General features: G+C 67.4%; 20 protein-coding genes, 1 tRNA gene and 1 pseudogene. 12 read left to right on the top strand and 10 right to left on the bottom strand.

Annotation, left to right across the window (positions count from 1 at the left end; translation table 11 throughout):
- Positions 1 to 69 precede the first annotated feature (69 nt).
- Positions 70 to 702 (top strand): class I SAM-dependent methyltransferase, encoded by a 633-nt coding sequence (locus tag P0Y41_RS03730; protein ID WP_284062631.1) that lies wholly within the window; start codon positions 70 to 72, stop codon positions 700 to 702.
- A 79-nt stretch (positions 703 to 781) separates the two neighbouring features.
- On the top strand, positions 782 to 1,315 hold the full coding sequence (msrA, locus tag P0Y41_RS03725) for a peptide-methionine (S)-S-oxide reductase MsrA (RefSeq protein ID WP_284062630.1): 534 nt from the start codon (positions 782 to 784) through the stop codon (positions 1,313 to 1,315).
- A gap of 34 nt (positions 1,316 to 1,349) precedes the next feature.
- Here the strand turns inward: msrA and P0Y41_RS03720 are convergent, their stop codons facing one another.
- The gene (locus P0Y41_RS03720) at positions 1,350 to 1,700 is read right to left on the bottom strand and encodes a CHY zinc finger protein (protein WP_284062629.1); all 351 of its coding nucleotides are present in this window, start codon (positions 1,698 to 1,700) and stop codon (positions 1,350 to 1,352) included.
- Positions 1,701 to 2,374: 674 nt separating this feature from the next.
- Between P0Y41_RS03720 and P0Y41_RS03715 the strand changes: the two genes are divergently transcribed.
- Positions 2,375 to 3,682: a cytochrome P450 gene (locus P0Y41_RS03715; RefSeq protein ID WP_284062628.1), complete on the top strand. Its 1,308-nt coding sequence runs from the start codon at positions 2,375 to 2,377 to the stop codon at positions 3,680 to 3,682.
- A 147-nt stretch (positions 3,683 to 3,829) separates the two neighbouring features.
- Here the strand turns inward: P0Y41_RS03715 and P0Y41_RS03710 are convergent.
- A tRNA-Thr gene (locus P0Y41_RS03710) sits at positions 3,830 to 3,903 on the bottom strand.
- 29 nt (positions 3,904 to 3,932) lie between these two features.
- Positions 3,933 to 4,547 (bottom strand): GNAT family N-acetyltransferase, encoded by a 615-nt coding sequence (locus P0Y41_RS03705; protein ID WP_390214754.1) that lies wholly within the window; start codon positions 4,545 to 4,547, stop codon positions 3,933 to 3,935.
- A gap of 150 nt (positions 4,548 to 4,697) precedes the next feature.
- Here P0Y41_RS03705 and P0Y41_RS03700 point away from each other — a divergent pair, with 150 nt between their 5' ends.
- The 4 genes and pseudogenes from P0Y41_RS03700 (at position 4,698) to P0Y41_RS03685 (ending at position 9,232) form a co-directional block, all read left to right on the top strand.
- Entirely contained in the window at positions 4,698 to 5,795 is a 1,098-nt protein-coding gene (locus tag P0Y41_RS03700; protein WP_284062627.1) for a branched-chain amino acid ABC transporter permease, read from the top strand.
- Between the two features lie 329 nt (positions 5,796 to 6,124).
- Positions 6,125 to 7,108 (top strand): annotated as a pseudogene (locus tag P0Y41_RS03695) (branched-chain amino acid ABC transporter permease); the annotation flags it as partial.
- Positions 7,109 to 7,508: 400 nt separating this feature from the next.
- Positions 7,509 to 8,372, top strand: coding sequence for an ABC transporter ATP-binding protein (locus P0Y41_RS03690; RefSeq protein WP_284063340.1), 864 nt, complete (start codon positions 7,509 to 7,511; stop codon positions 8,370 to 8,372).
- A gap of 146 nt (positions 8,373 to 8,518) precedes the next feature.
- Entirely contained in the window at positions 8,519 to 9,232 is a 714-nt protein-coding gene (locus P0Y41_RS03685; protein ID WP_284063339.1) for an ABC transporter ATP-binding protein, read from the top strand.
- Positions 9,233 to 9,304: 72 nt separating this feature from the next.
- Here P0Y41_RS03685 and P0Y41_RS03680 read toward each other — a convergent pair whose 3' ends face one another.
- From P0Y41_RS03680 to sdhC, 5 genes are all read right to left on the bottom strand, one after another.
- A complete protein-coding gene (locus tag P0Y41_RS03680) occupies positions 9,305 to 9,550 on the bottom strand; it encodes a helix-turn-helix domain-containing protein (protein WP_284062626.1) in 246 nt (81 codons plus the stop codon).
- Between the two features lie 344 nt (positions 9,551 to 9,894).
- Positions 9,895 to 11,742 (bottom strand): FAD-binding protein, encoded by a 1,848-nt coding sequence (locus P0Y41_RS03675; protein ID WP_284062625.1) that lies wholly within the window; start codon positions 11,740 to 11,742, stop codon positions 9,895 to 9,897.
- 156 nt (positions 11,743 to 11,898) lie between these two features.
- Positions 11,899 to 12,798, bottom strand: coding sequence for a succinate dehydrogenase/fumarate reductase iron-sulfur subunit (locus P0Y41_RS03670; protein ID WP_284062624.1), 900 nt, complete (start codon positions 12,796 to 12,798; stop codon positions 11,899 to 11,901).
- 2 nt (positions 12,799 to 12,800) lie between these two features.
- On the bottom strand, positions 12,801 to 13,172 hold the full coding sequence (locus P0Y41_RS03665; protein ID WP_284062623.1) for a succinate dehydrogenase/fumarate reductase transmembrane subunit: 372 nt from the start codon (positions 13,170 to 13,172) through the stop codon (positions 12,801 to 12,803).
- Positions 13,172 to 13,597, bottom strand: a complete 426-nt coding sequence (sdhC, locus tag P0Y41_RS03660; RefSeq protein ID WP_284062622.1) for a succinate dehydrogenase, cytochrome b556 subunit — start codon at positions 13,595 to 13,597, stop codon at positions 13,172 to 13,174. The genes P0Y41_RS03665 and sdhC overlap by 1 nt, the downstream gene beginning before the upstream one ends.
- Before the next feature lie 209 nt (positions 13,598 to 13,806).
- On the opposite strand from sdhC, the gene P0Y41_RS03655 reads away from it, so the two are divergent.
- Positions 13,807 to 14,775 (top strand): DUF7351 domain-containing protein, encoded by a 969-nt coding sequence (locus P0Y41_RS03655; RefSeq protein ID WP_284062621.1) that lies wholly within the window; start codon positions 13,807 to 13,809, stop codon positions 14,773 to 14,775.
- Positions 14,776 to 14,829: 54 nt separating this feature from the next.
- Here the strand turns inward: P0Y41_RS03655 and P0Y41_RS03650 are convergent, their stop codons facing one another.
- Positions 14,830 to 15,852 carry a succinylglutamate desuccinylase/aspartoacylase family protein gene (locus tag P0Y41_RS03650; RefSeq protein WP_284062620.1) on the bottom strand — a complete coding sequence of 341 codons (1,023 nt, stop codon included), beginning with the start codon at positions 15,850 to 15,852 and terminating at the stop codon, positions 14,830 to 14,832.
- A gap of 124 nt (positions 15,853 to 15,976) precedes the next feature.
- On the opposite strand from P0Y41_RS03650, the gene P0Y41_RS03645 reads away from it, so the two are divergent.
- The 3 genes from P0Y41_RS03645 to P0Y41_RS03635 all read left to right on the top strand — a co-directional run bounded on the left by P0Y41_RS03645 (position 15,977) and on the right by P0Y41_RS03635 (position 18,414).
- A complete protein-coding gene (locus P0Y41_RS03645) occupies positions 15,977 to 17,335 on the top strand; it encodes a RimK family alpha-L-glutamate ligase (RefSeq protein ID WP_284062619.1) in 1,359 nt (452 codons plus the stop codon).
- A 76-nt stretch (positions 17,336 to 17,411) separates the two neighbouring features.
- Complete coding sequence (locus tag P0Y41_RS03640) at positions 17,412 to 17,609, top strand: DUF5786 family protein (RefSeq protein ID WP_284062618.1); 198 nt, start codon at positions 17,412 to 17,414, stop codon at positions 17,607 to 17,609.
- A gap of 205 nt (positions 17,610 to 17,814) precedes the next feature.
- A complete protein-coding gene (locus tag P0Y41_RS03635; protein WP_284062617.1) occupies positions 17,815 to 18,414 on the top strand; it encodes a flagellin in 600 nt (199 codons plus the stop codon).
- 71 nt (positions 18,415 to 18,485) lie between these two features.
- Here P0Y41_RS03635 and P0Y41_RS03630 read toward each other — a convergent pair whose 3' ends face one another.
- Positions 18,486 to 19,148: a DNA-3-methyladenine glycosylase family protein gene (locus tag P0Y41_RS03630; RefSeq protein WP_284062616.1), complete on the bottom strand. Its 663-nt coding sequence runs from the start codon at positions 19,146 to 19,148 to the stop codon at positions 18,486 to 18,488.
- A gap of 162 nt (positions 19,149 to 19,310) precedes the next feature.
- On the opposite strand from P0Y41_RS03630, the gene P0Y41_RS03625 reads away from it, so the two are divergent.
- Positions 19,311 to 21,284 carry a 3-hydroxyacyl-CoA dehydrogenase/enoyl-CoA hydratase family protein gene (locus tag P0Y41_RS03625; RefSeq protein WP_284062615.1) on the top strand — a complete coding sequence of 658 codons (1,974 nt, stop codon included), beginning with the start codon at positions 19,311 to 19,313 and terminating at the stop codon, positions 21,282 to 21,284.
- The last annotated feature ends 95 nt before the right edge of the window (positions 21,285 to 21,379 follow it).

Genomic DNA, 21,379 nt, shown 5'->3' with positions numbered 1-21,379 from the left:
CAGTCGGATTCGACGGGGCCCGCGGGAGTCGCCGCCGGGAACTAAGCCGCTCGCCGCCGAGGCTCTGGTGTGTCGGCCACGACGGATCCGGGACTCGACTACGTCAACCCCGCGGCCGCCTACGGCTTCGACGCCAGCTATCACCACAACGTACCCAACTGGGACATCGGTCGGCCTCAGCGCGCGTTCGTCGCGCTCGCGGAGGCGGGGCGGATCGGTCGGCGGGTGATCGAGGTCGGCTGCGGCACGGGCGAACTGTCGCTGTTTCTCGCGCGACGAGGACACAAGGTGCTCGGCGTCGACGTGGCGCCGACGGCGATCCGACAGGCGCGCGAGAAGGCGCGCTGGCGACGCATCCCCGCGCACTTCCTCGTGTGGGACGCGCTTCGACTCGACGCCCTCGGCGTCGGCGCCGATACCGTCGTCGACTCCGCGATGCTGCACTGTCTCGGCCCGATGGAGCGGCGGCTGTCGACCGAAGCGATCCGTCGGACGCTGCGCCCCGGCGGCGACTACTTCCTGTTGTGTGACGCCCGTGACGACGGCGTCGCCCCGACGTGGGCGTCGCTGTCGCGGGCGGACCTCCGTGCGCTGTTCCGCCCAGACCGCGGCTGGGAGCTGTCGTTCGTGTCCGACACGGTGTTCGAGCGTCGCGGGACGCGGAACCCGGCGTTCCTCGTCGGGGCGCGGCGAACGCGGTGACCGTCGGCGCCGCGACCGCCGAGGGCATCGCAGGCGTGCGGACGGCAGGTACATACTGCTCGCTGCCCATGATCGACGTATGACGGAGAACGCCACGTTCGGCGGCGGCTGCTTCTGGTGTATCGAGGCTGCGGTTGAGGAGATCGAGGGCGTCGAGAGCGTCACCTCCGGGTACGCCGGTGGCCACACCGAGAACCCGTCCTACCGGGAGGTCTGTACGGGCGAGACGGGGCACGCGGAGGTCGTCCAGGTCGCGTACGACCCGGACGCAGTCTCCTACGAGAAGCTGCTGGAGGTGTTTTTCACCGTCCACGACCCGACGCAGTTGAACCGCCAGGGGCCCGACGTCGGCAGCCAGTACCGTTCGATCGTGCTCTATCACGACGACGAGCAGCGCGCGCTGGCCGAGTCGTACATCGAGGCACTCGACGAGGAAGGCGGATACGAGGACGACGTCGTCACCGAACTCGAACCGCTGGCGACGTTCTACCGCGCCGAGGAGAAGCACCAAGACTACTTCGCGAAGAATCCGAACGACGCCTACTGCACGATGCACGCCCAACCGAAGATCGACAAGGTGCGCGAGAAATTCGCCGAGATGCACCAAGCGTGAGGACGACGCCGAGGCCAGAGGGGAGGTCGGTTCCCTATCGGGCTGGGTCGACGCCCTCGAAGTACTGATCGTAGTGCGCTGCACAGCCGGGGTTGAACTCGGCGTCGCAGGCCGGGCAGGCGAACGCGGCGTCACGGTACTCGTCGACGGACAGCGTCGCTCCGCAGGCGCCACACAGCACCGCGGGCTCGTCGAAGCGGTCGCGTGGCCACGGCTCGCGCTCGTGTCCCGCGACGGCGTCGTGGCACTCTGCACACGGGAAGAACTCCCCACAGCAGCCGAGCCGTAGGGCGATCACGTCCGTCGGTCCGTCGTAGTGGGCACAGCGAGTCTCGGTGCCGACGTCGACGCCGCGAACGGCAGTGCCGTAGACGAGTCGTCGCACGCGTGACGCCGGGACTCGGACCGGCAAAACCGTTGCGCCCCGCGCCGGTCGTCGTCCAGTCGAAGCCTCGGTTCACCCCAGTTAGCGGGTTACGTACAACTCAGACCGCAGCACGGCGGGTAGTCGGTTGCGACGGGGTCGCTCGCGCGGGCCGAGGTGACGCGTCGCGATCCCGGCCCGCGATCGACCCGTCGACGGTCGATTCGACGCCGATCGCGACGGGCCCAGCACGGACGACTCGGCGGCGGTACCGGACCGACCGGACCGGTTCCGGGCGCCTCTCGTGACGCCGGTTGACCTGCTTGGACGGGGGTGGCTTGCTTGGATGAGAGAGATTTGCTTGGACGGGGGTGGCTTGTCGAGGATATCCGGCGGATAACAATACTCGAGTCGACCCTCGGATCGCTCGCTCGCGGACGAGGCTCGTCGCCTTCCTCGACGCGAGTACCGGCCGAGTCGCGCTCGGCGTCTGTGGATCACGCGCCGACCGATGTCGCTTCGGCCGCCGGAGGCGTTCCCACGCCGACGGCTCGATCGCATCGCCCCGACTGCGGCCGCATCCCCCGCGGCCGATCCGAATTCGGCCCACGGGTGGGCCCGACCCACCCACCCGATTTTTGCCTCACATTTCGGCGTTCGACAGCTTTGTGAGTAGTCCGCCGCCGATCGGATCCATGTCGAAGCAAGGGGAGCTCCCGCCGACGCCGTCTGGCCTTCCGGTGCTCGGAAACGCCGTCGGGTTCGCGAGCAACCCGTTCGGGTTCGTTCGCGAGTCCGTCCGGTCGACGGGCGACGTGGTCCGCCTTCGGTTCCCCGGGACCGACGTGGTCATCCTCGCGCACCCCGACCACGTAGAGTCGGCCCTCCTGAATCGCGAGGCGTTCGGGAAGCTCGACGACTTCTCGGTCGCGTTCGGTGACGCGCTGCTCGCGGTCGAGGGAGACCGGTGGCGGCGACAGCGTCACGCCATGGAGTCGTTCTTCAGCCCATCCCGGGTCCGCGAGCACGCGGAGGTGATGGTCACGCTCGCGGGCCAACGAGCCGAGCGGTGGACGGACGGGGCGACGGTTCGGGTCGACGAGGAGATGCGAACGCTCGCGCTCCGGAATCTGTTCGAGGTCGTCCTCGGAGACGCGCCGCCGGCCGAGGAGCTCGACGAGCTCGCGGAGACAGCCCACGCGCTGAACCGGTGGTTCGAACCGACCTCGTGGGTGTTGCCGACGTGGGTTCCGACGCCTGCCCGTCGATCGTTTCGCCGCGGCGTCGCGGCGATGCGCGAGCACGCGCGTTCCCTGCTCGCCAGCGAAGACGGCGGCCCCGACGACGGGAGCCTGCTCGCCAGGCTCGCCGCCCTCCGCGACGACCCCGACTCGGGGTTTGACGAGGCGGAGGTGCTCGATCAGGTCGTCGGGATGGTGTTCGCCGGTCACGAGACGACGGCGCTCTCGCTCACGTTCGCGCTCCACCTGCTCGGCGCCAACCCCGCGGTCGAACGGCGAGTGGTCGAGGAACTCGACGAGACACTCGACGGACCGCCGACGGCGACGGACCTCGACGAACTGTCCGTTCTCGACCGGGTGGTTCACGAGACGATGCGACTGTACCCGCCGGTGCACGCGATCCCGCGGGTCGCCAGGGAACCGGTTTCTGTCGGCGGGTACACTCTCCCCGCGGACACGACGGTGCTGCTCAGCACGTGGAGCCTGCACCGGGACCCGCGGTGGTACGACGAGCCCGAGACGTTCGACCCGACGCGGTGGCGGTCGACGACGCCGCGCGAGCGTGGCTACGCGTTCGTCCCGTTCGGCGGCGGCCCGCGGATCTGTCTCGGTCGGCACCTCGCAGAGCTGGAGCTGAAGGCGACGCTGGCGACGATCTGCCGGCGCTATCGGCTCGACGCGACTGGGTCGCTCTCGGTCTCGCCGCAGATGACCACGCAGCCGGATGGCCCGGTGACGGTTCGAGTCCGCGACCGCCAGTGAACAGCGAACGTGAATCGTAAACGCAGGCGGAAATAGCGACTGTGAGCGGGACGTGAACGCGCGATCGAGGACGGTCTCGGGTCGCGGACAGCTCGGTTCAATACGCCGGTTCACGCGCCGCTCCCGGTTTCGAACCGTCAGGGGAGAAGCCGGGGGCGGGATTCGAACCCGCGAAGTCTCGATTACAAGTCGAGTGCATGCACCGCCCATGCTCCCCCGGCGCGTACTGGGGTCGTACTGCGTCCTCCGTTTAATCGCTATCGCTTCCGTCGCCGTCCACCGGCTTCTCTAGTTCGATGCGGTGGGCGTCGTAGCCGTGCCGCTCATAGAATCGCCTCGCGTCTCGGTTCGCAGCCATCGCCTCGAGCGCGACCACGTCGACGCCCTCGTCCGCGAGCGCCGACTCGGCGGCCGCGAGTAATTCTGCTCCGACGCCGCCGTCGCGATACCCCTCGCGAACGAACAGGTTGTACACTGCCCCGCGGGTCACGTCTAGGTCGTAGCGGCCCGACTCGATCCCGAACGTGACGAACCCCACGACTCCCCTCGACCCTTCGTCCGGGAGGCCGGCGTCCGCACCGCTCTCGTCCGGATCCGGGGCCGACGCCCGAGCGACGACGAGGCCGCCGGTGACGACCGCGCGCGCGGCCGCGTCGGCGGCAGCCGGCCGGTTCTCGGCGGCGGCGAGGTGGGTCCCGTGGGATCGCTGTCCGTCCGCGAGACGAACCCAGAGGTCGGCAACGGTCTCGACGTCGTCCATCGTGCCCGGTTCGACCGTGACGCCGCCGGCATGGTTCGGCTCGCGTTCGTCGCTGGCGGGCCTCCCGCGATCACGCGCGTCGGTGTCCGACGGATCGACCGGCATCCACCGGTTCGAAGGGTCTGACTTGGCTTGGCCCTTGTGCTCCGAGTGTCGGGGACGCCGACAGTCGTGTCGGCTCGACGACGCTGTCCTGCGGGTGAGAGAATGGTTAAGTGCGTTGGGGTACCTCACGAATCGTGAGAAGGAATATCAATGGGCATTAGCGAAACGTACTCACGCGGCAGAGACCTTGCCGCCTCTCGGCCGTTCGTCCTCATCGTCGCCGGCATCATCGCGTTCCTGGTGTTCGACCTCGGCCGCCAGATCGCGGCGCCGGGAGGCCTCACGGGCGCGCAACTCGCCGGATTCCTGTGGGAGGGGATCGTAGTTGGGCTCTCGATCGGGCTCGCGGGCGTCGGACTCTCGATGACGTACAGTATCCTGAACTTCGCGAACTTCGGCCACGGCGACTACGTCACCTCCGGCGCGTTCGCCGGTTGGGCGGTGACGTGGCTGTTCGCGGGCGCCGGGCAGTTCGACCTGACGACGCTGCTGTTCATCGGCTCGGTGTCGACGCGGGATCTGGGGGTGACGATGTTCGCGACCCCGCTCGCGGTCGTCGCGGGACTGGTCGTCGCGGCCGCCGCGACAATCGTCCTCTCGCTCGTCATCGATCGACTGGTGTACAGGCCGATGCGCGACGAGGGCGGTATCTCGCTGCTCATCGCCTCTATCGGGGTCGCACTGGCGCTTCGGTACGTGATCTACATCGTCTTCGGGCAGCGTACCCGCGGGCTCACCGACGCGCAGTCGGTGCCCGATCTCGCGATCGCGGGCGGGTTCGGCGTCGGTGGACACGAGGTCACGCTCGTCGTCATCGCAGCCGGCCTGATGCTCGGCGTCCACCTCCTGCTCCAGACGACGAAGCTCGGGAAGGCGATGCGCGCGATGGCAGACAACGAGGACCTCGCTCGCGTCACCGGCATCCCGACCGAGCGGGTCGTCCGCTTCACGTGGATCATCGGCGGCGGCCTCGCGGGCGCCGGCGGGTTCCTCATCGCGCTCGAACGCGGGACCATGAACTTCCAGTTCGGCTGGGTGCTCCTGCTGTTGATCTTCGCGGCCGTGATCCTCGGCGGCATCGGCTCCATCTACGGGGCGATGTTCGGTGGGGTCACGATCGGCATCGCACAGAGCATCTCGCTGGTGTGGCTCCCCAGCGAGTTCTCGACGGTCGCCGCCTTCGGCGTCATGATCTTCGTGCTGCTGTTCAAGCCTGAGGGCCTCTTCTCGGGGGTGACGACGGCGTGAGTTCCTCGACGGAGCCCGCCGACGCAGGCGGAGCGGCCGGCGACGCGGGCGGCGGCGGTTCCAGCCGGGCGATCCCGGGCTGGACGCCGTACCGCGAGTGGTTCCGGGGGCAGTGGAACGAGGGCGGAGCCACCGCGTGGGCGACCGCGCTTGGCCACCTGCTGGTCGGGGGCGTTCTGTTCGCGCTCGTGGCCGGCTTCGACCTAGGAACGCTCCCGATCGGCGGGAGTCTCGTCTGGTTCGTCTATCTCTCGGTCACCGTCGCGGTGTTGTACGCCGCCACGGCGCCGCCGGCCGAGCCCTACGTCACGTGGCTTGAGGACCGCTGGATGGAGTCGGACGCCGACAAGCTGCTCATCATCCTCGGGCACGTCGTCGTCGTCTTCTTCGTGTTCGCCGTCGCGTTGGGACTCCCGTTCAACGGGCTCATGGGCGCGCTCGGATCGGTGCTGTTCTTCACGGCCGTGTACGCGATGATGGTGTTAGCGCTCAACCTCCACTGGGGGTACGCTGGGGTGTTCAACATCGGCATCGCCGGCTTCATGGCCGTCGGCGTGTACGTGATGGCGATCCTCTCGTCGCCGGCGGAGGCCAGTGCGACGTCGATTCCCGGACTGGGGCTTCCGCTCCCGATCGGGATCCTCGGGGGCGTGCTCGCCGCCGCGTTCGTCGGGCTGCTTGCCGCGCTCCCGGCGCTCCGGTTGCGGGCGGACTACTTCGCGATCGTCACCGTCGCGCTCTCGGAGATCATCCGGCTCACGCTCAACTCCCGGACGCTCCAAGAGTTCACGATCGCCGGCGTGACGACCGGCACCGGCGGCGCGACCGGCATCACGATGCCGGGGAATCCGGTCCGACTCCTCTTTTATGACGGCTTCGGCGCCGGCGCGGAGCCCGCGCTGTTGGGGTCTATCCTGTTTCCGCTGTTCGGCGACCTCCGGATCGAGCTGATCCCGCCGGGATCGTCGTGGCTCGGGATCGTCTCGCTTCCGGCGTTCACCCTCGATCTGGCGATCCAGCCGTCGGTTATCAACAACTGGGCGTACGTCGTGGTGCTCGCCGGGTTCGTCGGGCTGTTCTACGTCCTGCTCGTGCGCACGGGGAACTCACCGTTCGGTCGCGTGCTCAAGGCGATCCGCGAAGACGAGATGGTCGCGAAGTCGCTCGGGAAGGATACGAATCGCTTCAAGATCGTCGCGTTCATGTTCGGCTGCGGGCTGATGGGGCTGGGCGGCATCCTCTGGCAGGGGAGCCAGGGGTTCACCAATCCCGGCGCCTTCCGGCCGATCATCACGTTCTACATCTGGGTCGCGCTCATCATCGGTGGCGCCGGCTCGAACACCGGCAGCGTCCTCGGCGGCGCGCTGTTTGCAGGCGCCATCTGGGAGGGGCCGGTGTACGTCCGGCGGGTCGTCACCAACTACGTCAGCTTCGGTGACACGCCGAGCACGTTCCCGGCGGCGGTCGCGCCGTTCCTCGAGGGCGAGGTGCTCCCGTTCCTCGCGTTCCTGCTCGACAACGTCTCTGCGCTTCGGTTCATCCTCGTCGGCGTCATCCTCGTGATGCTGATGCAGCGGCGACCCGAGGGGCTACTCGGACACCGCAAGGAGGAGGCGGCAGCGATCCCGCTCACCCGCCCGGGTGACGCGGGGAAGACGGCGGGCGAGGCGGTCGCTGACGGCGGGCGTGACGACGCCGCCGAGGAGGTGCGCGATGAGCGCCGACGGCGACGCGGCCGGCGGAACGGACGCCGACGCGACCGCGGCCGAATCGACGTCGGCGACCGCACAGGGCGCACGCGACGTCGACGAGCACCCGCTGGTCGTCGAGAACCTCCGCAAGACGTTCGGCGGGATCACCGCCGTCGACGACGCGAGCTTCTCCGTCGCCGAGGGGTCACTCACCGGGCTGATCGGCCCGAACGGCGCCGGCAAATCGACGACGTTCAACTGCATCACGGGCGTCCACACGCCCACGTCGGGACGGGTGACGTTCCAGGGGACCGACATCACCGGCATGGCGCCCCACGCTATCGCCCAGCAGGGGCTCGTGCGGACGTTCCAGATCGCCCGGGAGCTCCCGGAGATGACTGTGCTGGAGAACATGATGCTGGCGCCGAACGGGCAGGTCGGCGAGCGGCTCACCAACGCGGTCGTGCCGGGACTGCGCGACCGCGTCGTCGAACAGGAGAAAGAACTCCTCGAACGAGCGTGGCAGCAGCTGGAGTTCTTCGAGATCGACCACCTCGCCCAGGAGTACGCGGGCACGCTTTCGGGTGGTCAGCGCAAGCTGCTGGAGATGGCGCGCGCGCTGATGACCGATCCCGAGATGGTGTTGCTCGACGAGCCGCTGGCCGGCGTCAATCCGACGCTGGAGGAGAAGCTGCTCGACCGGATTCACGAGCTTCGCGACAGGGGGAACACGTTCCTCTTCGTCGAACACGACATGGACGTCATCATGAACAACTGCGAACACGTCATCGTCATGCACCAGGGGTCGGTGCTCGCGGAGGGCACCCCAGAACAGATCACGAGCGACGAACGCGTCGTCGAGGCGTACCTCGGAGGCGACGTATGAGCCGCGAGGGCGAGGGCGAGATCGAGCGAAGCGAGCCCTCGAGCCCTGCGGGGAGCGAGGCGACCCACGAGGGTGACGACGCCGCCGAAATCGTCTCCGACGACGCCGACGCCACTGCGGGCGCGACGCGGGCCGCAGACGCGACGATGCCCGAGGAGAGCCTGCTTCAGGTCCGCGACCTGGACGCCGGCTACGGCGACCTACAGATCCTCACGGACGTCGACATGGACGTCGGCGACGGCGAGTACGTCACCATCGTCGGCCCCAACGGCGCCGGGAAGTCGACCGTCATGAAGTCCGTCTTCGGGCTGACGTCGTACATGGGCGGCACCATCGAGTTCGACGGCGAGAAGATCCAGGGTCGCTCGCCCGACGAGATCATCCACGAGGGGATCGGCTACGTTCCCCAGAACGACAACGTGTTCGAGAGCCTCTCGGTGCGGGAGAACCTGGAGATGGGCGCGTACATCCTCGACGAGGTGCCGGAGGACCAGATCGAAGTCATCTACGACCGATTCCCGATCCTCCGGGAACGCTCGGACCAGCGCGCCGGGACGATGTCCGGCGGCCAGCGCCAGATGCTCGCGATGGGTCGCGCGCTCATGCTCGATCCCGACCTCCTGCTGCTGGACGAACCGAGCGCCGGACTCGCCCCCGACTTGGTACAGGAGATGTTCGACCGCATCGACCGCATCAACGACGACGGCACGGCGGTCCTCATGGTCGAGCAGAACGCCAAACAGGCGCTGCGCCGCTGTGACCGCGGCTACGTCCTCGTGAACGGGGAGAACGCGTACGTCGACTCCGGCGACGCGCTGTTGAACGACGAACAGGTTCGCAAGGACTTCCTCGGCGGCTGACGCCTGCGGGCCGCGGTCGCGAGTTGTGTCACACCGAGGCGGATCGCCCCGCTCGTGTCCCGTGGGTCGGCCCTACGCCAGCGCGTAGCGATCGTTCGCTTTCTCGACGTGTCCTGCCTCGCGGAGGGTCTTCAGGATGGAGTACAACGAGATCCGCTTCATCGACAGCCCGTCACAGAGGTCGTCTTCGGGAACTGCACCGTGCGTTGCGAGGTACAGATACACCAGCTTCGCCCGGGGAGAAGAAACCCCATCGGGGAGCTGCGTCATCGGCGTCGTTGCCTGCGTCGGCGTGGCGTCGGCGTGTGTCGTAGTCATCGTGATTTCAGCGTGTACTTCGACACGTGTAAAACTGTGGTACGACGTTCGTCGAAAGTCTCGAAAACACCTCAATCGCGTCCCGTACCGGTCGATATCGAACGGTATCGGAATACGAGTGAACGGATTCTGGGTGTCATCGGGGCCGCGTTTCGACTCCTGACGGCGAGGAGTCCTCACTCTGATTAGGGGACCGGAGAGTGAACAGGTGTCGGCGCGCGCAGCGGTCGGAGACCGACTACGACGTGCTGTGACGTGACTATGGAGCGAGAGAGAACCGGATCGAATCGAACGGACCAGGAATCGAGAGATCGCGACGACCAGCCCGAAGACGGGCGAGCGGCTCAGTACGAGCGGATCTTCGGCTCGTACTTCTTGTCCTCGCCCTCGAGGATGACCGGCTTGTACCACAGTTCCGGCGTGCCGTCGTTCCACGACAGCATCGTGTGCTTGAGCCACTCCTCGTCGCGGCGTTCCTGGTGCTCAGCGCGCCAGTGTGCGCCGCGGAACTCGTCGCGAGCGAGCGCGCCGAGGGTGATGGCCTCCGCCAGGTCGAGGATGTTGCGCGTCTCCAGCGTCTGGATGAGATCGGTGTTGAACGTGCGCGAGGGGTCCTTCACGAACACGTCCTGGTAGCGCTCGCGCGCCTCCGCGATGTCTTCGAGCGCCTGCTTGAGGCCGTCCTCCTCGCGGAAGACGTTCACGTACTCCGTCATCGACTCTTGCACGTCCGAGCGGATTTCGGCGTGCTGGAGGCCTTCGTCTTTCTCCATGAGCGACTGCACGCGTTCTCGCTCGCGAGTGACCGCGCGTTCGACGATGTTGTGGCCGTTGCCGGAGCCCGTTTCGGCGGCCACGCCGCCGTCGGCGACCGCGTCGCCGCCCGCGGGCTCGACCTCGCCGGGCTGGACGGGCGTGTCGACCTCGCCGAGTTCGTACTCGCCGCGCTGACCCGTCTCGATCTCCGCGGTGCCCAAGTCCTTACCGGCGGCGTGAGCGCCCGCGCGCTTCCCGAAGACGATGAGCTCCGGCAGCGCGTTGCCGCCGAGGCGGTTCGAGCCGTGGACGGAGGCGCAGGCGCACTCGCCGGCGGCGTACAGCCCGCCGACGCACGTCTCGCCGTTCTCGTCCGTCTCGATGCCGCCCATCGCGTAGTGTTGTCCCGGCTTGACCGGCATCGGCTCCTCCAGCCCGTCGACGCCCTCGAAGTCCTTCGCGAGGTGGAGGATGTTCTCCAGCCGGTCGGTGATGCGCTCCTCGCCGAGGTGGCGCATGTCGAGGTGGACGTACTCGTCGTCGATGCCGCGCCCTTCGCCGACTTCGCTCAGCTCCGCGCGGGCGACGACGTCGCGGGAGGCCAGCTCCCCGTCGTTGCTCGCGTAGCCGTACTCGAACATGAAGCGCTCTCCTTCGGCGTTGTAGAGGATGCCGCCCTCACCGCGGACGCCTTCGGAGATGAGCACGCCCGTGCTGGGCAGGCTCGTCGGGTGGAACTGGATGAACTCCATGTCCTCGATGGGGACCCCCGCGCGGTAGGCCATCGCCACCCCGTCGCCCGTATTGGCCACGGCGTTCGTGGTGTGGCTGAACACCTGGCCGAGGCCGCCGGTCGCGAGGATGACGCCCTCAGTCGCGCGAAAGCCCGACAGCTCGCCGCTCTGGATGTCGTAGGCGACGACGCCGTGGCAGGTGCGGTCCTCCGGGCGCTCCTCGTCGGTGACGGCCAGGTCGGAGACGTACCACTCGTCGTAGACGGTGATGCCGCGCTTGACGAGCTGCTCGTACATCGTGTGGAGCAGCTGGTGGCCCGTCTCGGCGCCCGCGTACGTCGTCCGCGGGAACGAGAGGCCGCCGAACGGGCGCTGTGAGACGCGGCCGTCTTCCTCGCGGGAGAACGCCATGCCCCAGTGTTCGAGCTGGATGACCTCTTTCGGGGAATCCGTACAGAGCGTCTCGATGGCGGGGGCGTCGCCGAGGTAGTCCGACCCCTTCATCGTGTCGTAGGCGTGGTCCTCCCACGAGTCTCCCTCGCGCAAGGCGGCGTTGATCCCGCCCTCCGCGGCGCCGGTGTGACTGCGAACCGGGTGGAGCTTCGAGACGATTGCCACGTCCGCGCCTTCCTCCTGGGCGGCGATGGCAGCGCGGAGTCCCGCGCCGCCGGCGCCGACCACGATGACGTCGTGTTCGTACATGTGTCGTGTGTTGTGTCCGTGTTGCTGCGTTCGGTCGGTGTCGCTGCGTTCGATGGTCGTCCGTCCTCGCCGAACCCCCACGGTTCGTCGTCGAGTTCGCTTGGGGTTCGGGCTACTTCAATCGCGTGCCGGTTCGGGTAGCTGACCGGGGCGAACCTACCAGAACTTCAGGTTGCTCTTGACCGCCTCGCGCTTGAGCTCCTGAATGTGTTCGGTCAGCGGGATGTCCTTCGGGCACACCTCGGTGCACGAGAACTGGGTCTGACACCGCCAGACGCCGTTCTCCTGTTCGAGAATGTTGAGCCGGTGCTGCTTGCGGTCCTCGCCCTCGCGCTCGTCCATCGCGAAGCGATACGCCTTGTTGATCGCGGCGGGACCGAGGTACTCGTTGTTGCCCGCGGCGATGTTGCACGAGGACATGCACGCGCCACACCAGATACAGCGCGTCGACATCTTCACTTTCTCGCGGTTCTCCCGCGACTGGCGCTGCTCGTCCAACTCGCCGTCCGGGAGTTCGTCCGCGTCGAAGTACGGCTCGACCGCCTCCATCTGGTCGTAGAAGTGGTCCATGTCGACGACCAGGTCCTTCTCGACCTCGGCGTGCGGGAGCGGCTCGACGCGAACCGGCTGGTCCAGGTCCGACAGCTGCGTCTTGCAGCCGAGTCGCTGGCGGCCGTTGATGAACAGCGCGTCCGACCCGCAGATCGCCTGCCGGCAGGAGTGCCGGAACGTGAGCGAGGAGTCGAACGTGTCCCGGGCGTAGATGAGCGCGTCGAGGACGGTCATCCCCTTCTCGTACGGGACGTGGAAGTCGTCGAAGCGCGGCTCCTGTTTCCCCTCGACCTCGGGGTCGAAGCGGAACACCTTGAGGTGGAAGGTGTCCTCGTCGCCGTCGGCGCGCTCGGCGGCCTCCCGGCGCGCGCGCTCCTCGCGGTCGGCGCGGGCCTCGGCCTTCTTGCGCATCCGCTCCTCCTGTGCGGGCGCCAGCGGCTCGCTGTGCTCAACCTCGGTCTCTGCCTCGGTTTCCGTCTCCGTCTCTGGAACTTGTGTACTCATTATCAGAAGGTGGGGAAGCCCGCCCAGGCGTTTGCGGTGCGGATCCCCTGCACGACGAGCACCAGGCTCGCCGCGATCAGCGTGTACTTGACGGCTTGCTTCTTCGCCCCGGTCAGTCCCTGGTTCTCGAGGGCGTTGTAGACGCCGTTGACGCCGTGGAACGTCGCGGTGATCAGGAACAGCACCATCAGCGAGTAGTAGGTGAGGTCCGTCATCCGCGCGCTCGACGCGAGGAACGAAACCTCGTCGGCGTGGTTGACGAAGTGGAGCAGGAAGAAGTGGAACGCGAGCACCACCACGAGGAACGCGGCGGTGATGCGCTGCCACAGCCATCGGCGCCCGCCCTTCTCGAACGAGGAGTAGCGCTCGGCCATCAGCCGAACACCCCCGCGAGGAACGTCGGGACGGACGCGACGACGATGGCGCCGGTCAAGATCAGCGACGCGTAGAAGCTCTTATCCTGGCTCTCCAGTCCGATCCCCAGATCGACCAGCAGCAGGCGGCAGCCGTTCAGGATGTGGAAGACGGCGACCGCAAGCAGCCCGACCTCGAGGATACGGACGACCAGCAGACTCTCCAGCATGACGATGACCGTGGTGTACACGTCGTTTTCGGCGGCGATGCGCTGGGTCTGTCCGGCCGCGGAGATGGCGGTGCTCAACACGGCGATGTGGGTGAACAGGTAGCCCACGAGCACCCAGCCCGTGAACTTGTGGAACACCCAGGCCCACATCCCCGCCGAAAACTCCCGCCACCGGCCGAAGTCTTCGACGAGGCCCCTGTCATACGACTGGCTCATACGTCTGTCGCTCCGGCCTATGGGGGTATAGTAGTTACGTGACGCCCCCGCACGCCCGCGCGACGATCGGCGCCGTGAGATATCCGAACGCCAGGCCGCGGCGCGTCCACAGAAGCCCGATTCGACCCGTGTACGCCCCGATAGCGCCGCTGCCGTCGAACGTGTCCGACTGCGTGAAAGTTATATCGGCGCGCGCCGCAGGAGCGATAGTGACCGGTCGTTCGACCAACCGCGCGGTCGACGCGTTCTCGTTTCTCGGCGACGACCTCCGCCTGTCGATCCTCCGCGCGCTCGCTGAGCGCGAGTCGCGCGCGGGCCCGCGGACCGACCCGATGGCGTACAGTGATCTCCGTCGAACCGTCGGTGAGGAAGACAGCGGGAAGTTCAGCTACCACCTCGGGAAACTCACCGGTCGGTTCGTCGAGAAGACGCCGAACGGCTATCGGCTGCGCGAGCCCGGTCGGGAGACGGTCCGACTGCTCGAACGCGGTATCGTCGACGGCGACGCCGAACTCGACGCCGAGCCGGTCGATGCTCGGTGTCCCCGTTGCGGAGGTGACGTGCACGTGATCTACACCGACCACCACCTGTTCACCTGCTGTGCGGCGTGTGAGGGACTCTTCGGCGCTGACGAGTGCCCGTCGGGCACGCTCTCCGGGATCGTCTTGCCGCCGACGATCGTCGAGCGGTTGGACCCGACACCGCTGGTCCACCGGGCCCACCGGGTGTTCGAACGCCGGCTTCGACCCATGATCGAGGGGATATGTCTGGAGTGCGGCGGCGGCGTCGACGGACGCCTCACGCGGTGTCCCGACCACGCGACCGACGGGATTTGTCCCGACTGCCACACCGCCTATCCCGCCCTCGCGGAGGTCGTGTGTGAGACGTGCGGCAGGGGGCGCATCACTCACCCGTTGTTCGGAAACCCCGCGGCCGACGGTGTCGACGCCGGCGGCGGAGGCGACGCCGTCGGCACCCGACCGGAGACCGTCGGAACCGCGTCGGACGCCGCCGAACACACCGACGGTCGAACCGCCGACGGCGAGGGGGCCTGGCGACGGTTCGGGACGTTCCTCTCGTGGCGGGCGCGTCATCGGGACGATGGCTCCGTCGCCTTCGAGCCACCGAACGGCGACAAGCAGGTGGTCGTGACTCCCGACCTCAGGGTCGTTGCGTGACGCAAAGAAACGGCACCCGCGTCTCGGCGCGGACGCGACTACTGGGTCCTCCCCTTACTCGACAGTCCCGGACGGACTCTGGTCCAATTCGACGACACGTCGCGTCCGGTCGTCGAGTTGGACGAGATGACACAGCGGGTTACCGGGGTACACGACCGGGTTCTCGAGAATCCCGACGAGCAGCCCGGTGAACGGTGCCTCGACAAGTATGTTGTCGTCCTTGAACGGGTTCGTGATGGTGCAGACGGTGTCTCCTTCGTGGACGAGCGATCCCCGCTCGAAGTGCATGTCGACCATCCCGCCAGCGTCGGCCCGCAGCCAGGTCTTTTCGCGCGCGTCGGTGATCACCGTCCGCCAGCCGGGCCACCGAACACGCTCGGCGTCGAGCATGCCGTACTCGGCGAACGTCGAGCGCACGCCAGAGAGCGCCTCGTCGATGAGCGTTCGCTGAAAGCGGTGTGCCTCGCCCATCTCGACGGTGATCGCCGCGATGCCGTCGGTCACCGCCTCCGTTCGGAGCATCCCGGACGAGCCCTCGCTGTCGATGATGACGTTCGTCCCGTACGCGCGGGCGAGTCGGGCGGCGTCGGAGTCGGCCATGTCGGCGCGTGCGTGGATCATGTTCGTCCGCCCCCGCGTCGACGTGTGGAAGTCGAGGCCGAAGTCGCAGGGCTCGATGAAGTTAGTGTAGATGCGCGCGGCCATCCGTTTCGCGCTCGTCGAGTCAGCCGACCCGGGGAACGAGCGGTTCAAGTCGCGGTCGTACACCGGGAGATATCGCTGTTGGGCGAGAAAGCCGGGGACGTTCAACACGGGCAGGCAGATGAGCGTCCCGGCGAGGTCGTCGAGATCCCACTCGTAGGCCACCTCCCTGACGACCTCGATCCCGTTGAGTTCGTCGCCGTGGGCGGCCGCAGAGAGGAACGCCGTCGGTCCCGGCCGTTCGCCGTTGATGATCGTGACCGGGATCCGGACGGGGTCACCGAGGTACGTCTCCGACACCACGAACCGGATGTTCTGTCGCTCCCCCGGGTCCACCCGGCCCCCGTTGTACGTGAAGGCGTCGGCAGCAGTCATGATCGCCGGTGTGCGACCGAGCGTGATAAAGTACCGCGTCGCCGGGATCGACGACGGGTGTCCCCGATTGGCACGCGGTTCGACCGACCGGGACACATTTGACGGCCCCGACAAGTCGATCTGTATGACTGAAGATCCAGTACGCGTCGGCGTGCTCTCGCTGCACACGAGCAAGGAGACGAAAGCGATCTGCAACGCGGTCGAGGCGCTGGGACACGAACCGAAGTGGCTCCGTCGCGAGAACGCCGCCGTCAGCCTCGAAGACGGCGAGGTCACGATCGAGCCGGGCGTCGACGTGATCGCCAATCGAATGCTGCTGTCGAACATCGAACAACCGGCCGAGGGGCTCGGACTGGCCCACACGTTCGGTCGAGCGCGACCCATTCTCAACGAGCCGTCAGCGGTGCTCACCGCGATGCACAAGTTCGCCTCCGCCGTCGCGCTCGTGGAGGACGGGGTTCGCGTCCCGGACGCCCTCCTCGCGTTGTCCAACGACCGCCTCAACGAGGGCCGCGCCCGATTCGGAGCCGAAGGCGTGTACAAGACCGCGATCGGCACCCACGGCGGCGGGACCTGGAAGATCGACCTCGACGATCCGGTCAACCCGATGGTCGGGAATCGGCAAGCGTTCCTCCAGGAACTCATCGACCGCGACGACTCGCGCCACCACGACACCCGCGTGTACGTCGTCGGCGGCGAGGTCGTCGGCGCGATGAACCGCTACGCGCCGGAGGGAGACTGGCGCACCAACGTCGCGCTCGGCGGCGACGTGGAAGACGCGACGGCGTCGCTCGACGAGGAGGCCAGAGAGATGGCGCTGCAGGCGACCGAGACGATCGGACTCGACTACGCCGGCGTCGACCTCGTGGAGGGGTACGACGGCTGGTACGTCCTGGAGGTGAACCCCACGGCGGGATTCAAGGGGCTGTTCGCCGCCAGCGGCCGCTCGCCCGCGCCGCACATCGCTCGGGTGGCGATCGAGCGCGGCGGCGGAAGCGTCGACGGGGACCGCGTCGAGGACCTGTCTGCGGTGCTTGACGACTCGACGCCCTCGTGTATGCCGCCCCAGCGTCGGATCAACGACGGGCAGATCCCGATCATCGGCTACATCGAGGAGGTGCGCGTCGCCGGCACCCAGGGGTCCACCCAGGCGTTCGCCAAGTCCGACACCGGCGCGACGCGCTCGTCGATCGACACCAAACTCGCCGCCGAGATCGGCGCCGGTCCGATCAAGAGCATGACTCGGATCAAGTCCGGCTCCGTCAAGTCGGGGAAGGCGCGGCCCGTCGTCGACCTCGTCGTCGGCATCGGCGGCGAACAGCACACCGTCACCGCGAGCGTCGAGGACCGCTCGCACATGGCGTATCCCGTCCTCCTCGGGCGCGACATCCTCGAACACTACCGCGTGGACGTCCAGCGCCGCGCCGACGAGGGGAGCACCCCCGATAGCGACGAGGAAGAAGAGGAGGGCACAGAGGAGTAACTCGCGTCCCCGACAGCGACTCGCACGCGCGAGACAGGCCGGACTGTTTTTCCCACTCGCGCCACGAGTAGTTGGTATGGGCTTTGGTAGCTACGACGAATCCGAGCAGGAGCGTCAGCAGAACGACGGCGGCGACGCGGGCGACGGGTCGACCGTCGACGCCCACGAGAACGAACACGAGGGCGAGGCGAGCTTCGAGGCGGGTGCCTCCACCGACGACCTTGTGTCGCAGCTCCAGACGATGAAAGACGACGACGAAGACGACGAGGAGTAGGCGGCCGACTCCGTTCGGACCGGTTGGGCGGGCGACCCACGCGAGACGACGCGTTTCTACTCGTTACTACCTCTTGATCGCAGTCGCGACGCTGCAGGCCCCCGTTATCGAAGATGAAACCTGGCAGCGAAGGTATATCACCATCGTGAGCACCGTTTTGAGACATACCCGGTCCGCCGTCGCGGACGGGTCGGAACCAACCACAATGTTCGAATTCATCACCGAGGAGGAAGAGCGCGGGCAGGTGGGCATCGGGACGCTCATCGTGTTCATCGCGATGGTACTCGTGGCGGCGATCGCCGCGGGTGTCCTGATCAACACCGCCGGCTTCCTCCAGAGCAAATCACAGGAAACGGGCCAACAGAGTAGTAAGCAGGTCAGTGACCGCGTGCAAGAGGTCGCCACGGTGGGTAACGTGAGCGGAGATACAATTGACATCGTGAACGTGACGGTGACGCAGGCGCCCGGCGCCGGCGAGATCGACATTCAGAACGCCACAGTCACCTGGATCGGTCCCACCGGGACCTACCAGCTGACGTCGACGACGCAGAACTACTCGCAGGGGCCGTCGATGACAGACAAGTTCTCGTACGTCGCTGTGAAGGACTCCGACAACTCCGACAACGTTCTCAACGACGCTGACGACCGCCTGAATCTCGTGTTTGAAGTCACCCCGATTGCCGGGAGTAATCTCAACGAGGGCGACGAAGTGACCATCAAGATCAACACGATGGCCGGCGCAACCACGAGTATCCGGTTCAGCGTGCCCGAATCGCTCGGCAACAAGCAGGCCGTCGAGCTGTAGGCGGTCACTCTCATCTCTCCGTCTTTTCACCGCTTGGAGTGGCAACGCCACACTCCGAAAACGGATCGCGGCTACGACTCTTCTCCCACGACTTCGTCGACGCTGGCGGCGATGTCCTCCTTCGCGCGCCACAGGTACAGCGACGCGTAGCTGCGGTACGGCGCCCATCGCTCGGCCTCCTCGACCATCTCCGCGCGGCTCATCTCGCGGCCGTGTAGCTCCTCCATGCCCTTTCGGACGCCGAGATCGCCGACCGGGAACACGTCCGGTCGTCCCAACGTGAACAACAACTGCATGTTCGCGGTCCACTCCCCGACGCCGGTGATCGCGGTCAACTCCTCGCGGACCTCCCCGTCGCTCATCGCGGCGAACGCCTCGTGGTCCCACCCGTTGTCCGCGAACGCCTCGGCGACGTTGCGGACGTACCGGGTCTTCTGTCTGGAGAGGCCGGCGTCTTTCAGCGTCGACTCGTCGGCCGCGAGCAGCCCCCCGGGCGTCACCTCGACGGCGTCGAACAGTCGCTCGCGGGTCGCCGCCGCCGAGGCCATCGACACCTGCTGGCGCAGGATCGACACCACGAGCCGTTCGAAGGGGTCGTCGGCCGGCTCGATCGTGAGCGGACCGTGTCGGTCGATGACCGGCCCGAGACGGTCGTCATCGCTGAGTTCCGCCAGCGCCTCGCGGTCGGCCGCGTCGAGATCGTCGAACGCGTCGGCGTCTGTGTCCACTGGCATACCTCGCGGTGGGTGCGCGGGCGAGAAACGGCTTTCGGGGGACGACCCATCGCGAGACGGGGTGGTCCGCGAGCGCCCTCAGGAGAACTCCGGAAAACTGGTGTCGTGTTTGCGTCGCGGCGGAGGGAAACGTTGAATCGGGGGGACTCCGAGGCGATGCACATGGACGTTGATGACGTAGAGACGGTCGCAGTGCTTGGCGCCGGAAACATGGGCCACGGCATCGCGGAGGTCGCCGCGCTCGCCGGATACGACGTGAACCTTCGGGACATCAACGAGGAGTTCGTCCAGAACGGGTACGACCAGATCGAGTGGTCCCTCGGGAAGCTCGCCGAGAAGGACCAGATATCCGAGGGCGACGCTGACGCAGCGCTGGAGCGCGTCACGGCGGTCGTCCCCGTCGAGGACGCCGTCGCCGACGCGGATCTCGTGATCGAGGCGGTCCCCGAGAAGATGGACATCAAGAAGGACGTGTACGCGGATGTCGAAGAGCACGCGCCCGACCGGACCGTCTTCGCGTCGAACACGTCGAGTCTCTCGATCACCGAGCTCTCGGAGGTGACCGACCGCGAGGAGCGCTTCTGCGGGATGCACTTCTTCAATCCGCCGGTGCGCATGCAGCTCGTCGAGGTCATCTCCGGGGCGCACACGTCCGAGGAGACGATGGATCTGGTCGAGGCCGTCGCCGAGCGAATGGGCAAAACCGCGGTGCGCGTCCGGAAGGACTCGCCCGGGTTCATCGTCAACCGCGTGCTCGTCCCGCTGATGAACGAGGCGGCGTGGCTCGTCCACGAGGGCGAGGCGACGATCGAGGCAGTCGACTCCACGACGAAGTACGACATGGGCCTCCCGATGGGCAGCTTCGAGCTGGCCGACCAGGTCGGCATCGACGTGGGGGTCCACGTCCTCGAGTACATGCACGAGGTGCTCGGTGACGCCTACGAGCCGTGCCCGCTGCTGACCGAGAAGGTCGACAACGAGAACCTGGGGAAGAAGACCGGCGCGGGCTTCTACGACTACGAGGACGGCCCTGGCGCCGAGGTCCCGTCGGACGAGACCGACGATGCCGTCAAGCACGCCCTCCTCGCCGTGATGGCGAACGAGGTCGCGGGCCTCATCGGCAACGACGTCGCCGACGCCGCCGACATCGATCAGGCGGTGAAGCTCGGTGCGGGCTTCCCGGACGGCCCGGCGAAGATGGCCGACCAGGTCGGCCTCGACGCGCTGCTTTCGACGCTCGACGAGCGCCACGAGGAGACGGGGGCCGAGCGCTACGAGGCCGTCGATTACCTCCGCGAACTCGTCAAGGAGGACCGCGGCTTCTACGGCGGTGGCGACGATGACGACGCCGTGGAGTTCGAGACGATCCGGATCGAACGCGAGGGGAAAGTGGGCCACATCGTCCTCGACCGCCCGCATCGGATGAACACCATCTCGGGCGAACTGCTGGACGAGCTCGGCGTCGCCATCGAGGAGCTGGAGGCCGACGACGGCGTTCGCGCGGTGCTGGTCACCGGCGAGGGCGAGCGCGCCTTCTCCGCCGGCGCCGACGTGCAGAGCATGGCCGCCGGCGGCGGCGACCCCCTGCAGTCGGTCGAGCTCTCCCGGAAGGGCCAGTCGACGTTCGGGAAGTTCGAGTCCTCGGACCTCCCGGTCGTCGCCGGGATCGACGGCTTCTGTCTCGGCGGCGGGATGGAGTTCGCGACGTGCGCCGACCTGCGCGTCGCCTCCGAGCGCTCGGAGCTGGGTCAGCCCGAACACAACCTCGGACTCCTGCCGGGGTGGGGCGGAACACAGCGCCTTCGCCACATCGTCGGCGAGGGCCGGGCCAAGGAGATCATCTTCACCGCCGAGCGCTACGACGCCGAGGAGATGGCCGACTACGGCTTCATCAACGAGGTCGTCGCCAACGAGGACCTCGAGAAGGCGGCCATGGAGCTCGCGCAGGACCTGGCCGGCGGTCCGCCGGTGGCCCAGCGCTACACCAAGCGCGCGATGCTCGCCGGCCGCGACGACACCGACGCGGGGCTGGAGATCGAGGCCCAGGCGTTCGGCCAGCTCATGAACACCGACGACCTCATGGAGGGCGTGATGGCGTTCATGTCCGACGAGGAGCCCGAGTTCGAAGGGAAGTAAGCGAGACCGAGTGAGCGGAGCGAACGAGGTCTCGGACGGGCGGCGGAGCGGTCCTGTGCCGCTCCGCCCAGTAGATCGGTGAGACGACCGAGACC

It is taken from the genome of Halobaculum halobium (assembly GCF_030127145.1).
GTDB classification, from domain to species: domain Archaea; phylum Halobacteriota; class Halobacteria; order Halobacteriales; family Haloferacaceae; genus Halobaculum; species Halobaculum halobium.
The sequence above is the reverse complement of the archived record's forward strand: the minus strand, read 5'-3'. Positions and strand labels throughout refer to the sequence as shown.